The sequence below is a fragment of the Streptomyces sp. NPDC088794 genome, from assembly GCF_044750545.1.
GTDB lineage: Bacteria > Actinomycetota > Actinomycetes > Streptomycetales > Streptomycetaceae > Streptomyces.
Map to the genome: position 1 here is coordinate 61,305 of NZ_JBIVKB010000026.1, position 15,773 is coordinate 77,077.

Annotated in this window: 6 protein-coding genes; all 6 read left to right on the forward strand. The window is 70.9% G+C overall.

The features are described 5' to 3' along the window. Positions 1–418: 418 nt before the first annotated feature. The 6 genes from ACIP6U_RS45750 (at position 419) to ACIP6U_RS45775 (ending at position 15,510) form a co-directional block, all read left to right on the forward strand. Positions 419–6,658 (forward strand): DNRLRE domain-containing protein, encoded by a 6,240-nt coding sequence (locus tag ACIP6U_RS45750; RefSeq protein WP_401729160.1) that lies wholly within the window; start codon positions 419–421, stop codon positions 6,656–6,658. Between the two features lie 57 nt (positions 6,659–6,715). Next, entirely contained in the window at positions 6,716–7,012 is a 297-nt protein-coding gene (locus ACIP6U_RS45755) for a hypothetical protein (protein ID WP_401729161.1), read from the forward strand. A gap of 278 nt (positions 7,013–7,290) precedes the next feature. Then, positions 7,291–8,877 (forward strand): TIGR02677 family protein, encoded by a 1,587-nt coding sequence (locus ACIP6U_RS45760; RefSeq protein ID WP_401729162.1) that lies wholly within the window; start codon positions 7,291–7,293, stop codon positions 8,875–8,877. Beyond that, a complete protein-coding gene (locus tag ACIP6U_RS45765) occupies positions 8,874–10,103 on the forward strand; it encodes a TIGR02678 family protein (RefSeq protein ID WP_401729164.1) in 1,230 nt (409 codons plus the stop codon). The genes ACIP6U_RS45760 and ACIP6U_RS45765 overlap by 4 nt, the downstream gene beginning before the upstream one ends. Next, positions 10,100–14,257, forward strand: coding sequence for a TIGR02680 family protein (locus ACIP6U_RS45770; RefSeq protein WP_401729165.1), 4,158 nt, complete (start codon positions 10,100–10,102; stop codon positions 14,255–14,257). The genes ACIP6U_RS45765 and ACIP6U_RS45770 overlap by 4 nt, the downstream gene beginning before the upstream one ends. Beyond that, positions 14,254–15,510, forward strand: coding sequence for a TIGR02679 family protein (locus ACIP6U_RS45775; protein ID WP_401729166.1), 1,257 nt, complete (start codon positions 14,254–14,256; stop codon positions 15,508–15,510). The genes ACIP6U_RS45770 and ACIP6U_RS45775 overlap by 4 nt, the downstream gene beginning before the upstream one ends. Positions 15,511–15,773 lie beyond the last annotated feature (263 nt).

Consider the following 15,773-nt stretch of genomic DNA (forward strand, 5'->3'; position numbering starts at 1 on the left):
CGAATCTGTTGGTGCCGGAGCCTACCGGGCCCCTGTGCCTGCCGACCGGCAGAACAGGAGCACTGCCCATGACTTCGTGCAATCCCGGGGCGACGACGGCGCCCACCCACCCGTTCTGACACCGACCTGGGGGCAGGGTCAGAACGGGACCTCCGGTCCGGGGCGCGCGGGGGGCGCTCCGGGCCGGGGATCGACATGCAGGGCGGTCTCCCCATCCGGGCCTTTTTCGCGGCTTTTTATCCGGTTCAGGCATTTTATTTGCCAATGATTTACTGGTTTAGACTGCCCCCAGGGTTGATTTGATCTTGTTTGCTTCGCTTTCAGTCTCGATATGTTTCACGGCGCCTCACATCTGTGGGGTTTCTGTGAACAAGGAGATTGAGTGCGCAAGAGAGCCTGGAGCAGGCAAGGACACGGCTTGCCGAGACCCGAGCGGGGGTGGGGTCGGGGCATAGCCGGCTCGCTCGCGCTGGTGATAGCCGTGACCACGTTGGCGGAGGCATCGCCGACGTTCGCTGCCGATTCCGCCGGGCAGAGAGCCGAGTCGGCCTCGTCGCACCGGAGCAAGCACTATCCGTCGGCCGCCGCCGACCTGGCCTCGGCGCGCGTACTGGCACGGTTGTCGGGGAAGCGGATCGAAGCGCTCGGGGAGCGTACGGAGACGGCGACGACGTGGGTGAACCCGAACGGTTCACTGACGACGGAGTTGTCGGCGGGGCCGGTGCGGTTCCGCGACGGGGGCAAGTGGCGTGCGGTCGACCTGGACCTCCAGGCCGCCGGTGGCGCCGTCGCCCCGAAGGCACATCCGCGAGGGCTCCGGTTGGCCGGCGGCCGGGCCGGGTTCAAGGCCGCGGCGGGGAGCGGGCGTTCGGGCCCGTCGACGGACCTTGTCACGCTGGGCGAGGGCGACCGGCAGATCGGTCTGCGCTGGAAGGGCGATCTGCCCAAGCCCCGGCTGAAGGGAAACCGGGCCACCTACCGTGGCGCGGTACCCGGTGGTGACGTGGTCGTGGAGGCGACGCGCACCGGGTTCGAGCAGTTCGTGAACGTCAACGCCCGGCCGCAGGGCGGGGGTTACTCGTACACACTGCCGCTGAGGGCGAAGGGGCTCAAGGTCGTCCAGCAGAAGGACGGCGGCCTGCTCTTCTCGGACCGGAAGGGCAAGAAGCAGGCGGTCATGCCGGCGCCGGTGATGTGGGACGCCCGCGTCGACCCGGTTTCGGGCGAGCACACCCACCGGGCGCCGGTGAAACTCACCGTGCGGAAGTCCAAGGGTGCGATCGATCTGGTCTTCACCCCGGACGCGAAGTTCCTGGCGGACCCGGAGACGAAGTTCCCGGTGACGGTGGACCCGTCGACGTCCGCGCTGTCGAACGTCTTCGACACCTATGTCCAACAGGGTGAGACCGTCGACTGGTCCAGCGATGTGGAGCTGGACCTGGGTAATCCGGGGACGAAGAACAGCGACGGCACCGCGCGGATCGCGCGGTCGTTCGTCACCTGGAACACCGCACCCGTCAGCGACGCCCTGGTATCGAGCGCCAAGTTGTCGTTGTGGAACTTCCACTCGGGCAACACCGACTGCAAGGCCTATCCCTGGGACGTCTGGGCCGCGGGCAAGGCGTCCACCGCATCGCGGTGGACCGCTCAACCCGCCTGGACCCAGAAGATGGCCACGTCCACCGAGACCAAGGGCAACCCCGGCTGCACCTCGGCCCCTGACGGCTGGGTCAACGCGGATGTCACCGACCTGGTGCAGAGCTGGGCGTCCGCGAAGAACGCGACGTCCGGCATGGGTCTGCGCGCCCCCGACGAGGCGTCGGTCATGCAGTGGAAGCGGTTCAACTCGGCCAACGCCGCCTCGAACGTGCCGAAGCTGACCGTCACCTACAACTACCGGCCCAAGACCGGCACCGATCAGCAGGCCGGCCCGCCGTTCTTCCAGGACGGGGCGGGGGCGTGGTTCGTGAACACGACCACTCCGACCCTGAGCGACGCGTTCATCGACGCCAACAACGACAAGGTCAACGGCACCTTCGAGGTCGACGACGCGGCCACCGGCACGCAGGTCGGGAACTTCCTGGTCTCGCCGTATGTGCCCAGCGGCCGGACGGCGTCGGTGACGGTCCCTTCCGGTCTCCTGGCGAACGGCAAGACGTACAAGTTCCGTACCAACCCCTACGACGGAACCCACTACAACCTCGACTGGTCACCGTGGACCACGTTCACCGTGGACACCTCTGCCCCTTCCGCGCCGACATCGGTGACGTCCACGGACTACCCCTCGACCGCGTGGGTCAAGGGCGCCGGCCAGGCCGGCGTGTTCAAGGTGACCCCTCCGTCGGGCGACCAGAACGGCGTCGAGTGGTCGCTGGACGGCACCACTTGGACCAAGGTCGCCACCAGCGGCACGAGTCCGGTCAACATCACCGTCAAGCCCGCCAAGGCAGGCACCAACACCCTCCAGGTACGGGCGACGGACCGAGCGGACAACAAGTCCGAACCTCTCACCTACACCTTCCATGTCGGCCCCGGCGGAGTCACCAGCCCCGACGAGGGCACCCGCACCGCCGCCCGCCTCCCGCTCACCGCGGAGGCCGACGGCGCCAAGTTCGACCACGTGACGTTCTCCTGGCGCCGCGGTGACGCCGACACCTGGACGAGCGTCCCAGCAGCCGACGTGTCGGTGGGCGGACAGCCGCTCACGGCGTGGCCCGTCGTGTTGACCTCGGGCAAGAGCCCCAAGATCACCTGGAACGCCACCACCACCGTCAACCCCGACGGCGCCGTGCAGATTCGCGCCGACTTCAGCGGCCCGAACAACGCGACCGCGTCCTCCGACCCGGTCGCCGCGGTAGTGGACCGCACCGCGGACGGCGCCGCCACGGAGGAGGTGGGTCCCGGCTCGCTGAACCTGCTGAACGGCGACTACACCCTCGCCGACAACGACGCGTCGTTCTTCGGTCTCTCGATCGACCGCACCGCGTCGTCGCGCTCCCCGCAGGCAGGCGGCGGCGACGGGCAGCAGGCGCCGATCTTCGGCAAGGAATGGCTCTACGGCGCTTCCAGCGAGCAGACCACCACACCGTGGTCAGGCATGTCGAAGACCTCGTCGACGTCGGTGAGCGTGCTGGCCGCCGGCCACGACAGCCACCTGGACTTCACCCAGAACTCCGCGAAGACCGGCTGGATCCCCGAGACGGGCTCCGAGGACTACGACCTCACCGGCGCCTTCGGCGGCACCTTCACCCTGAAGAACTCCGACGGCGAGACCACCACCTTCACCCCGGTCAGCGGCAGCTCGACGCTCTACAACGCCACCACCTCCTACCTGGACGGCCTGTCCGACACCACGACGACCACCGTCAGCGAGCCGGTGACGCTGGGCGAGTACCGGACCTCCCGCCCCAAGATGATCGTCGCGCCGACGTCGGCGGTCTCCGCCTCGACCTGCGTGACCACGCCGGCCACCAAGGGGTGCCGCGTACTGGAGTTCGGCTACGCGCCGGCCACCACCGCGACCTCGTCGGCACTGGGCGACGTGAAGGACCAGGTGTCGTCGATCAAGCTGTGGTCGACCGCGCCGGGCGCCTCCGCCGCCACCGCGCAGACCGTCGCGCAGTACGCGTACGACAACAGCGGACGGCTGCGCGAGCAGTGGGACCCGCGGATCAGCCCCGCGCTGAAGACGGCCTACACCTACGACAGCGCCGGCCGTGTCGGCACGCTGACGCCTCCCGGGCAGCTGCCGTGGACGTTCACCTACGGACAGGCCGGATCCAACCCGGCCGCCGGTGCCGGCATGCTGCTGAAGGCCTCGCGCCCCACCCTCACGCCCGGCAGCGCCGACCAGACCAACGGCACCGCCGCGACCAGCGTCGTCTACGGAGTGCCGCTGTCCGGCACGGCCGCCCCGGAGAACCTCGGTTCCTCCGCGACGGACTCGTGGGGGCAGACGGACCGGCCCAGCGACGCCACCGCGGTGTTCCCCGCCGACCAGGTGCCCTCGGGCAACGACGGCAGCTCCCTGACCGCGGGAAGCTACACCCGCGCCGACATCCACTACTTGAACGCCTCCGGCCGTGAGGTCGACACGGTCACCCCGGGTCACCACATCGGGGTCACCGAGTACGACCAGTTCGGCAACACCGTGCGCAGCCTGAGCGCGGGCAACCGTGAACTGGCCCTGGGCACCACCGCCGACCAGCGGGCCAGACTGACCGCGCTCGGCATCATCAACCTGTCCTCCGCCGAACGTGCCCAGCTGTTGTCGACCGTCACTCTCTACAACGACGCCGGCACCCGCGAACTCGAAGAGGACGGGCCGCTGCATCCGGTCACCCTCGCCGCCAAACTCATGAACGGCACGGCGACGGTCGCACAGGCCGGCAGTACGGTCATGGCCCGTACCCGGACCGTCAAGGACTACGACGGCGGCCGGCCCACGGACGGCACCGCCGCCGTGCGGGACCAGGTCACCCAGCAGACCGTGGGCGCGCAGCTGCGGTCCTGGCCGTCGCTGACCGCGGACGCCAGGGTCACGGCCATCGGCTACGACTGGACCAAGGGTGTGGCCAACAGCAGCACCGCCGACCCGGGCGGGCTGGCACTGACCGCGACCACGTCCTACGACAACCAGGGCCGCGTCACCAAGACCCAGCGGCCCGCTGCCACCGGCACCGACGCCGGAACGACCCTCACCAGCTACTACACGAGCGACGGAACCGGTACCTGCGGCGGCAGGCCCGAATGGGCCGGCGCGGTCTGCCAGACCGGTCCCGCCGCGGCCGTCACCGGCGGCGGCTCCAACCCGGGCCAGCTCCCGGTCAGGACCGTCGAGTACGGCACGTTCGGCCAGACCACCAAGATCACCGAGACCGCCAACGGCGTCACCCGCACCACCGTGAACGGCTATGACACCGCCGGCCGGCCCACCACGGTCACCGTCTCCGGCGGAACCGGTTCAGCCGTTCCGGCCACGACCACGTCGTACGACCCCGCCACCGGCGACGAGAACAAGCAGACCTCGACGGCCGGCGGCACCATCACCAAGACGTTCGACCGGCTCGGCCGCCAGATGTCCTACACGGACGCCGACGGCGGTACCACCAGCACTCGGTACGACGCGCTCGACCGGCCCACCACCGTCACCGACACCGTCCCCTCGACCACCACGTACACCTACGACACCGCGATCGACCCCCGGGGACTGGCCACTTCGGTGGGCGACTCCGTCGCCGGCACCTTCTCCGCCCGCTACGACGCCGACGGGACTGTGGCGAGCCAGGGTCTGCCGGGTGGCTACACCATGGAGCAGGACCTGGACCCGGCAGGACGTCCGGTCGCACGCACCTACACCCGTGACAGCGACGGCACCGTGCTGGTCTCCGACAGTGTCACCGCGACCGTCCAGGGCCAGGTGGCCACCCACACCGGCACGCCCGGCGTGACGGCTTCCCAGGCCTACACCTACGACAAGGCCGGTCGTCTCGGCCAGGTGCAGGACACCGGAGCCGACGCGGTCTGCACCACCCGCTCCTACACCTTCGACAAGAACAGCAACCGCAAGACGCTCGCGACCGCCGTCTCGGCCCCGGGCATCGACTGCACCACGACCGGCGGTACGAGCACCGCCTACACCTACGACAGCGCGGACCGGCTGGTGAACACCGGCTACACCTACGACGCTTTCGGGCGCACCACCGCGCTGCCGGGCACCACGCTGGCCTACTTCGCCAATGATCTCGTCCAGCAGCAGACCGCCGGCTCCCAGCGCCAGACCTGGGCCCTGGACTCCGCCCTGAGGTTCCGCTCCTGGACCACAGAGTCCAACGCGTCCGGCACCTGGACCCAGACCGGATCCAAGCTCAACCACTACGACTCGGATGCGGACGACCCGCGCTGGATCGTGGAGAACACCGCCAGCGGAGCCCTGGCCCGCAACGTCGACGGCCCCGACGGCGATCTCGCCGCCACCACCGGCAAGACCGGCGACACGGTCCTCATGCTGTCGAACCTGCACGGCGACATCACCCTCGCGCTGCCGGTCGACACCAGTACGGCGCCGATCGTCTTCGACGCCGACGAGTACGGCAACCCGCGGGCCGACCAGCCGGCGACCCGCTACGACTGGCTGGGCGGCAAGCAGCGTTCGTCCGAGACCGTCACGGGCCTCATCTTGATGGGCGTCCGCCTGTACGACGCGACCACCGGCCGGTTCCTCCAGGTCGACCCGGTCGCCGGCGGCAGCTGCAACAACTACGACTACGTCTGCGGCGACCCGGTCAACATGGTCGACCTCGACGGACGCATGGCCGCGATCGCCCTGGTCGGGCTCGCGGTGGGCGGAGCGAGCGCCAGTACGGTACTCGCCATCATCGGCGTCGCCGCAGTCGTGGCGATCATCGGCCTCATCTGGTGGTACGGCAAGAGCTGGGCGATCCACAAGGTCCAGGTCCTGTGGAAGGAAGCCAAGAAGTCCGGCAAGGCCAAGGGCAACGACGTACCCAACTTCGCCAAGGGCCAACGCAGAGGCTCCGGTGAGTCACTGGATCACGCGACGGACCGGGTGATGAAGCACGGCGGCTACCGCCCGCCCTACAAGAAGGGGCCCGGCTCGATCTACAACAAGGTGCGGAAGTACCTCTCCCGCAACTAGAAGTACCTGTACCCCGATCAACCGCCCGCAGAAAGAAAGCAAAGGCTACGAGACCGCATGAACGGACCCTCAAAGGTGTACCTGCTGTGGCACGTGCATCATCAGGCCGAAGAGGACGGCGTGGTCCGGCACTTCACGGAACCCGACGACTTCTGGTCCGACGAAGAAGCCGGTGACGACGTCAAGCATCTCGGCACCTATTCGAGCCGGGACGCCGCCCAGAGCCGCATCGAGCGCGCCCGGCTGCTTCCTGGGTTCGCCGAAGAGCCCAACTGCTTCTATGTGGAAGAGGCGGTGATCGACGAGGACCAGTGGACGGAAGGCTACGTGACGGAACCCGAGGCTTCCGCGTAGCCGTCCGAGCGTCGGCGGTGCACTCCCTTCGGGGCGTGCACCGCCTCGTCCACCGAGCCGACAACAAGCAAGTCAGGATCCTCAAGGCTCGGAGTCACCACGCCGACCAGGCCGATTCATGCGCACTGGCCGATACGCCAGGCTACAAAACGGCCCCCCAAAGTACGACCGACTGCGCAGACGGCGAAAGCCCGCCCTGGTGTGACCCTGCGCAAGGATCAGGCCACGATTCCCACAGCGAGGGGTCCGTCGGGGAGAATGCCTGAACGATGACGTCGATGCCTTCCGGACCGGCCCGGGCCGGGTATACGCCCTTCGCTCATCTGACCGTGCCCAACGCCGCCCTCTACCGCCAGGTGATGGGAGCGTTCCTGGCCGCGAAGGAGCGCTTCGCCGTCCATCTGCGGCCTGAGGATGTGGTCGCCGCGCTGCCGCCGGAGCACCGCCCCGGCGACGTGGACACGGTGGTCAAGGCATTGGACAGGCTTGTCGATTGGGGCAACCTGCGGGCGGATCCGGACACTTCCCGGGTCACCGCGGTCGAGGACTTCTACCGCAAACGCTTCATCTACCAGCTGACCCAAGCCGGCGAAGCCGCCGAGCAGGCGCTGTCCACGTACGACGAGGCGCTGGGGCGGCGCGGTGCACTGCAAGCGGTGGCCCTGCACGACATCGTCACCCAGTTGCGGGTCCTGCTGGTGCTCTCCGCCGAGCAGGAGGAAGGCGAGCCGGACGCGGCCAAGACGCAACTGGCGCTGTCTGCTCTGACGAGCAGGTTCGAGGCTCTGGCGGAGAACGCGCGGGCCTTTATGGGCTCCCTGCAGCGCACCATCGATCTGCACGGTGTGGAGGTCGATGTCTTCCTCGCCTACAAGGACCGCCTGATTCAGTATCTGGAGCGGTTCATTCAGGACCTGATCACTCTGGGAGGGCGGATCGCCCTGCTCATCGGCGAGTTGGAGGAGCGGGACCGGGTCGGTGTGCTGTTGCGGCTGGCGGCGGTCCGGGAGGCGGCCGACGCCGCCCCGGACGAGGCCGAGAGCGCCGAGGCACGAGCGTATGAGCGGTGGTCGGGCAGGTGGTCGGGGCTGGCCGCATGGTTCGTGTCGGCGGACGGTCGCGAGTCACAGGCCCGTCTGCTCCGTGGCCGCGCCCTGGGAGCTATCCCGCAACTACTCGCGGTCGTTCGGCAGTTGAACGAGCGACGGGCCGGACGCTCGGACCGCTCGGCGGACTTCCGCACGCTGGCCCGCTGGTTCGCCGAGGCCCCCGACGACGCGGCGCGGCACCGGCTGTGGCGTGCCGCGTTCGGGCTGTATCCCGCACGTCATCTCACCGTCGACGCCGACACCCTCGACCGGCGCTCGGCCCACCCGGTGACCGCCTCCACCCCGTGGGCCGAGGCTGAGCCGCTGCGGATCAGTCCGCAACTGCGCCGCACCGGTAGCTACGAGAGGCGCGGCAGGACCCGCCGGGTGCTGGACCGGTCCGAGCAGCGCAGGCATCTGGCCGAGTTCGCCGCCAAGCAGGCGCAGGAGATCGCGGCAGCGCGCGCTCGGCTCGCGACGGACGGCACCACGAGGCTGTCCGCGCTCGGGGAGCTCGACCCGCTCGCCTTCGGGCTGTTCCTGCAGCTGCTCGGCGACGCCCTGGCCACCTGGCGGCCCGGCACGACGGCCACCGTCGCGACCAGCAACGACGGCACGATGGAAATCCGGCTCACGGCTTTGACGAACGGCACGAGGGCCCAGATTCGCACCCCAGGTGGCACTTTCCGCGGCCCCGACCACCTGGTCGAGATCACGGATCTCACCCGGGCCGGCCGGGCGAGCGGCGTCGACACTTTCGACGGGGAGGCGCTTTGACCACACCTCTGGGCGAGGTGCTGGAGGGCCGGCGCACCTCCGAGTTCCACAGGGCCGCCCGCGCGTTGCTGAAGGAGCCGCTGCTGCTCGCGCACGGGCCGCACGTGGAGGAGTTCCGGCTGGTGCGCCGGCACGCCGGGGACCTGCGCGACTGGTTCGACCGCAACACCGGGTGGCCGCTGCGGGTGGACGCGGACGCGGCGCGGCTGGCCAGAGCACCCGGCACCCTGGCCGACCCCACCCATCCGGCCCGCGAGGCCTCCCGTGCCCGCGCGCCGTTCACCCGCCGCCGCTATGTGCTGCTGTGCCTGGCGCTGGCCGCACTGGAGCGCGGCGAGGCGCAGATCGCGCTCGGCCGGCTCGCCGAGCAGGTGGTCCTGGACGCCACCGATCCCCATCTGGCCGCCGCCGGGATCGAGTTCACGCTGGAGCGGCGCGAGGAACGGCTGGATCTGGCCGCGGTGGTACGACTGCTCATGCGCTACGGGGTGCTGCGCCGGGTTGCCGGGGACGAGGACGCCTACGTCAGCGGGTCGGGCGATGTGCTCTACGACGTCCAGCGTCGAGTCCTGGCCGGACTGCTCGCCGCCCGCCACGGCCCGTCGATGATCACCGCGGACGGTTTCGAGGACCGCCTGGCCGAGCTGACCTCCGAGAGTGCGCTGGACAGCGACGAACTGCGCTTCCGTGCCATCCGCCAGCGGTTGACCCGGCGGCTGCTGGACGACCCGGTGCTGTACTACGCCGAGTTGACCGACGAAGAGCTCGCCTACCTCACTCGCCAGCGCGCCTTCATCACCGCCCGGATCGCCGAACTGACCGGCCTGGTCGCGGAGGTGCGTGCCGAGGGCATCGCCATGGTCGATCCTCTGGACGATCTGACCGACGTACGGATGCCCGAGCAGGGCACCCACGGACACGTCACCCTGCTGCTCGCCGAGCACCTCTCGACCGCTGACGGTGCGGTCGGCCGTGGTGAGCTGGAGCGCAGGGTGCGCGAGTTGGCCATCGAACACGGCGGCTTCTGGTCCAAGAGCGCCAGACAGCCGGGCGCGGACGCGGAGTTGGTCGACCAGGCCCTGACCAGACTGACCGCGCTCGGCCTGGTCGCCGTCACGCCCGCCGGCATCGTCGCACTGCCTGCGCTGGCTCGCTACGCGGTCGGCGAGACCGTGGTACGGGAGCCCGGAGTCCCCACCCCTCGTACCTCTCAGCGAAAGGCATGACCGCCGTGACCGCCCTGCCCACTCCCGCACCCGGCCGGTGGCGGCCGCTGCGGATCGGCCTGGTCGATCTCTTCTACTACGACACCGAGGAGTTCTGGTTCCGAGATGGACGGCTGCTGTTGCGCGGCAACAACGGCACCGGCAAGTCCAAGGTCCTCGCCCTCACCCTGCCCTTCCTGCTGGATGGCGACCTGTCCGCGCGCCGCGTGGAGCCCGACGCCGACCCCGGCAAGCGCATGGAGTGGAACCTGCTGCTGGGCGGGCAGCATCCGTACCCCGAGCGGCTCGGTTACACCTGGATCGAGTTCGGCCGCCACGACGAGGCCACGGGACAGAACCGCTTCCTCACCCTGGCCTGCGGACTGAAGGCGGTGGCGGGGCGGGGCATCGCCCGTCACTGGTACGCCGTCACCGACCAGCGGATCGGACCGGAGCTCAGTCTGCTCGACGCCACCGGCACCGCACTGTCGCGGGACCGGCTCGCGGAGGCTCTCGCCGGGCGCGGCATGGTGTACGACACGGCCACGGCGTACCGCAGGGCGGTGGACGAGGCGCTGTTCGGGCTGGGTGAGCGCCGGTACGCGGCCCTGGTGGACCTGCTCGTCCAGTTGCGCCAGCCGCAGCTGTCGAAGCGGCCCAATGAAACGGCGCTCTCGCGTGCGCTGACCGAGGCGTTGCCGCCCATGGACCAGGCGGTGATCGCCGATGTGGCCGAGGCCTTCCGGTCCTTGGACGAGGAGAAGGAGGAGCTGCGGGCGGCCACCGAGGCCGAGCGCGCCGCCTCCGCCTTTCTGGACCACTACCGCCGTTACGCCCGCGTCGCCACCCGCCGCCGTGCCCGGCTCCCCCGTCACGAGCACGCCCGCTACGAACAGCTGAACCGCGACCTCGCACAGGCCCAGACCGAGCGGTCGCAGGCCGAGGAGGACAGGCAGCGGATCGCCGGGCGGCTCGCGCAGCTGGAGGAGAGTGCCGCGCGGCTTAAGGCACAGGAAGCCGCGCTGCGCGAGGGCCCCGAGATGCGCAGCGCGCGGGAATTGGAGCAGGCGGCTGCCGACGCCCGCCGCACCACCGGGGAGCTGTCCCGCACCGAGGCGGACCGGGAGCTGGCCGCCCGGGTGCACACCCGCGCTCTGGGCCGACTCAGAGGTGCCGGCAGTCGGTTCGCGGCGGCCGAGGCACAGGTCGCGGACACACTCTCGCGCGAGCGGCATGCGGCGTCGGCCGCCCGCCTCGACGCCGATCTGCGTATCGAGGACGTGCCAGAGGCCGAACTGCGCCGCGCGACCGAGGAGTCGGTGGCGCGCAGGCTGCGCACGGTCGAGCACGTGGAGGAGATGGCATCGCGTGCCGAGGAGGCAGCGGCCGAGCGGCGCACCGCCTTACGCCGGCTGGACGAGGCGCAGACCGAGGCCGGACACACTGCCGAGCGGCAGGCCCAGGCGGAGACCGCCGTGGCCCAGGTGGGCGAGGAGCTGGTCGCTGCCGTACGCGAACACCTCGGCGTATGCGAGGAATTGACCCCGCAGGACCCGGTGGGCCTGCTGGACGGTCTGCAGGACTGGGCCGCGCATCTGCAGGGTCCCTCTCCCGCACGGGTGCATGCCGCCGACGCCCACCGTGCCCGGGCCACGGACCTGGCCGACCGGACGGCGACCCTCGGCCAACGGCTGACCGCACTGCGCACCCAGCGCGCCGGGAGCGAGCGAGAGCTGGCCAACCTGGAAGCAGGAGGCCAGCGCGGCCCCACGGCACCGCTCACACGTGCTCCCGGCGTGCGTGAGCAGGCGCCCGGAGCTCCCCTGTGGCGGTTGGTCGACTTCCACGATCACGTCACCACCGGTGAACGCGCAGGTCTGGAGGCGGCGTTGGAGGCCTCCGGAATCCTGGACGCCTGGGTGTGCCCGGACGGCACCCTCCTGCGCCCGGACCTGCACGACGTCCTGCTGTCACCGGGCGCCCCGCTCAGCGGGCCGGTGCTCGGCAACGTGCTGCGCCCGGCCGTCGACCGCGGTGACCTGCGCGCCGTGGCGGTGGGCGAGCAGACGGTGGCCCGCCTCCTGGCTGCCGTTGGCCTCGGCTCCGGCGGCGACACCTGGGTGGGGGCCGATGGCCGTTTCCGCATCGGAGCACTGACCGGCAGCTGGTCGAAGCAGGCCGCCGTATACGTGGGCGAGGGCGCCCGCGAAGAGGCGCGCCGAGCTCGGATCGCCGCGTTGCACGGTGAACTAAACGTCCTGGCAGGCCAGTTGAACGAGCTGGAGACCGAGCGAGCAATAGTGGCCCGGCGCCGTCGCACGCTGGATGCCGAACTGGCCGCCATTCCGGACGACGCCGGCCTGCGCGACGCGCACGCGCTGGCCGCGGCTGCCGCGGACGCCGCCCACCGGGCCCGTACCCGCCAGGACGAACGCTCCGCGGAAGTGGCCGCAGCGGCCGAGCAGGAAGCCGAGGCCGCCACCGAACTCGCCGATACGGCCGCGGCCGTGAACCTGCCCACCGACCGTCCGCAGCTGCTCGCCGTCCGCCAGGCGCTGGCCGACTACGCCGTCGTCCTGGCGGCCCTGTGGCCCGCCCTGCGTGAGCGCGCCGATGCCGGACACGCGATGGCCGAAGAGCGCACGGAAGCCGAAGAAGCGGGCGCGCGGGTGGCCGAACTGGCTCTGCGTGCGGAGGAGTCGGCCCGCCTGGCAGCCGCCGCCGACGAACGGCACACCACCTTGCGTTCCACCGTCGGTGCCGCCGTCGCGGAACTGGAGCGACGCCTGGCCGCCACCGCCGACGCGCTGATCGAGTGCGACCTCGACCAGCGCCGCTCCCGCGAGGAGCACACTGCTGCCGGACGGCGCGTCGGCCATGCGGAGGGCCGTATCGAGCAACTGGAGAAGGACGTGGACGAGGCCGCCGCCTCCCGCGCAGAGGCTATCGCCGCGCTCCAGCGGTTCGCGGCCACCGGACTGCTGGCCGTGGCGCTGCCCGAGGTGGCCCTGCCCCCACTGGACGGCGGACCGTGGGCGGCCACTCCGGCCGTCGCGCTCGCCCGCGCCATCGAGGCGCACCTATCGGGCACGTCCGGCACCGACGACTCCGACGGCGCCTGGGAACGCGTGCAGAAACGGCTCAGCGAGGAGTACAAGAAACTCCAGGACGCCCTCTCTCGCGGCGGCCACACGGCCACCGCCCGCATGGTCGAGGACGGCATGGTCGTCGACATCGTCTACCAGGGCCGTCAGCGCACCGTGCCCGACCTGGCCGCAGCCCTCTCCGCCGAGGTGACCGAACTGGCGCACATCCTGTCCGCGCACGAACGCGAGATCCTCGAAACCCACCTGCTCACCGAGGTCGCGGGCACCCTGCAAGAGCTGATCGCCGCCGCCGAGCGGCAGGTCCGGGCCATGAACGCCGAACTGCAGGAGCGGCCCACGTCCACCGGCATGAAACTGCGCCTGGTGTGGCGCTCCTCGCGCAAGGCGCCGACCGGGCTGGCCCAGGCAAGGGAGCGCCTGCGCCAGTCCGCCGACGCCTGGGCACCCGAGGACCGGGCGGCGGTCGGGGAATTCCTCCAGGCCGAGATCGCCCACCGGCAGTCCGACGACACGGCGGGCAGCTGGCTTGAGGTACTCACCGCGGCACTGGACTACCGGTCCTGGCACGAGTTCGGCATCGAGCGCCACCAGCACGGCGCCTGGGTTCCGGCCACCGGCCCCGCCTCCGGAGGCGAACGCGTCCTGGCCGTGTCCGTACCACTGTTCGCCGCCGCCTCCTCGCACTACGCCACCGCCGCCCCCGACGCCCCGCGCCTGGTCACCCTGGACGAGGCGTTCGCGGGCGTGGACGACGACTCGCGGGCCAAGTGCCTGGGCCTGCTGCACGCCTTCGACCTGGACGTGGTGATGACCAGCGAACGCGAATGGGCCTGCTACCCCCAGGTCCCCGGCATCGCCATCGCCCAGCTCTCCCGCGTCGACGAGATCGCCGCGGTCCTGGTGACCCGCTGGGAATGGGACGGCACCGATCGCCTACGGGGCAATGAACCGGACCACCACCTCGCGGCCATCCCCGCCCAGGCGACTCCCCCGGTCCTTGCGTTGGGCGCGGCCACACCCGTGCCCACCGACGGCACCGACCCCGGCCAGGACCCGCTGTGGGCATGAGCGGGACCGGGCAGCCCGGTCCCTCCGACGAACCCGGACCCCGCATCGACCTCGACCGCCTCGGCCGGCTACTCGGCGACCCGGGCCTGGCCTGGCTGGTCGCGCGGGTCCGGCGACGCATGGAGCGGGACGAACCCCTCACCGGACCCCTCACCCTGACCGCCCCCACCTCCGCCGAACGCGCTGCCGCCGAACGCCTGTTGGGCCGTATCCCACGCGCCGGACGCTCACTGACCGTGCGCCTCGACGCGGTCGATGCCGTGCTGCGCCGCTCGGGCATCAGCCCCGACGGCCTCACCACAGCCGTGACCGCCCTCACCGGCCCCGTCGCCCGGCTCGCCGACGTACGCGAACAGGAGGCGAAGTCCTGGCAGGAGGCGTACGCCCCACTGGCCGTGCTGCGGCCCGAACTGGCCGAGTGGGCAGACCAGTTGCGCAAGGACGGTCTCATCCGCCGCCTCGCCCGCACCCCGCAAACGGCGAAGGTCCTGCTCACCGACGCCGCGACGGCCCTGCGGATACTGCCCGCCGACCCGGCGGTGTCCCTGCCCGCCTTCGCCGCCACCGCCCTCGGCGACGCCCACTCGCTCGATGACGGAACCCCGCTCGCCACCGTCGTCCTCTCCGGCATCCGTGCCCTGACCGGCTTCCCGGACGGCAACGGAGCCGAATGGCGTCGCGAGGCCTGGGCCTCGGCCGGCCTGCTCAGAGATGCCCTCTCCTCCACCGTCCTCACCCTCGGCCTGCGCGGCACCCCCGCCCTCGACTGGATGACCGACGCGGGCGAACCGGCCGTCCTGACGCTGCGCCAACTCACCCACAGCCCGCCGAAGACGGCTCCCGAGACCGTATATGTCTGCGAGAACCCGACCGTCCTGGCCACCGCGGCCGACACCCAAGGACCCACCTGCCCACCCCTGGTCTGTCTCCAGGGCCAGCCCTCGGCCGCCGCCCTCACCCTCCTGCGCCACCTCCACTCCCACGGATCCACGCTCCGCTACCACGGTGACTTCGACTGGGGCGGCCTGCGCATCGCCGACGCGCTGCTGCGTCGCGTCCCCTGGCAGCCCTGGCACTACACGGCCGCCGACTACCGCACGGCTGCCGCCGCCACACCCTTGGCGCCACCCCTCACCGGCACACCGGCCACCGCCGCATGGGACCCCGACCTGCCCATGGCACTGGCCGAACTCGGCGTGCGCATCGAGGAAGAGACCGTCCTGGACATCCTCCTGGCCGACCTCACGCCCTGACCTCGGCGTGCAGGCGGCACATGGACATCGCACGCCGACAGCCACGCCATACTGGTCGACCGCGGATTCTGAGCCAGGCTCAGTACGACGCACTCGCTCAGACAACGGGCCTGACGATCCCCTTTCCCTCCCCGCTCCCCAGGTGCTGGCGGATGTGCGCCGTCCTTGCGGCGCCCTGGCGCTGAGGCTGCCGCCGACGCGCAACAGGAACGATGCCGCCCCGATCCCCCGGCGGCACGCACCCGCTCCTTCGCCCGCCGTCC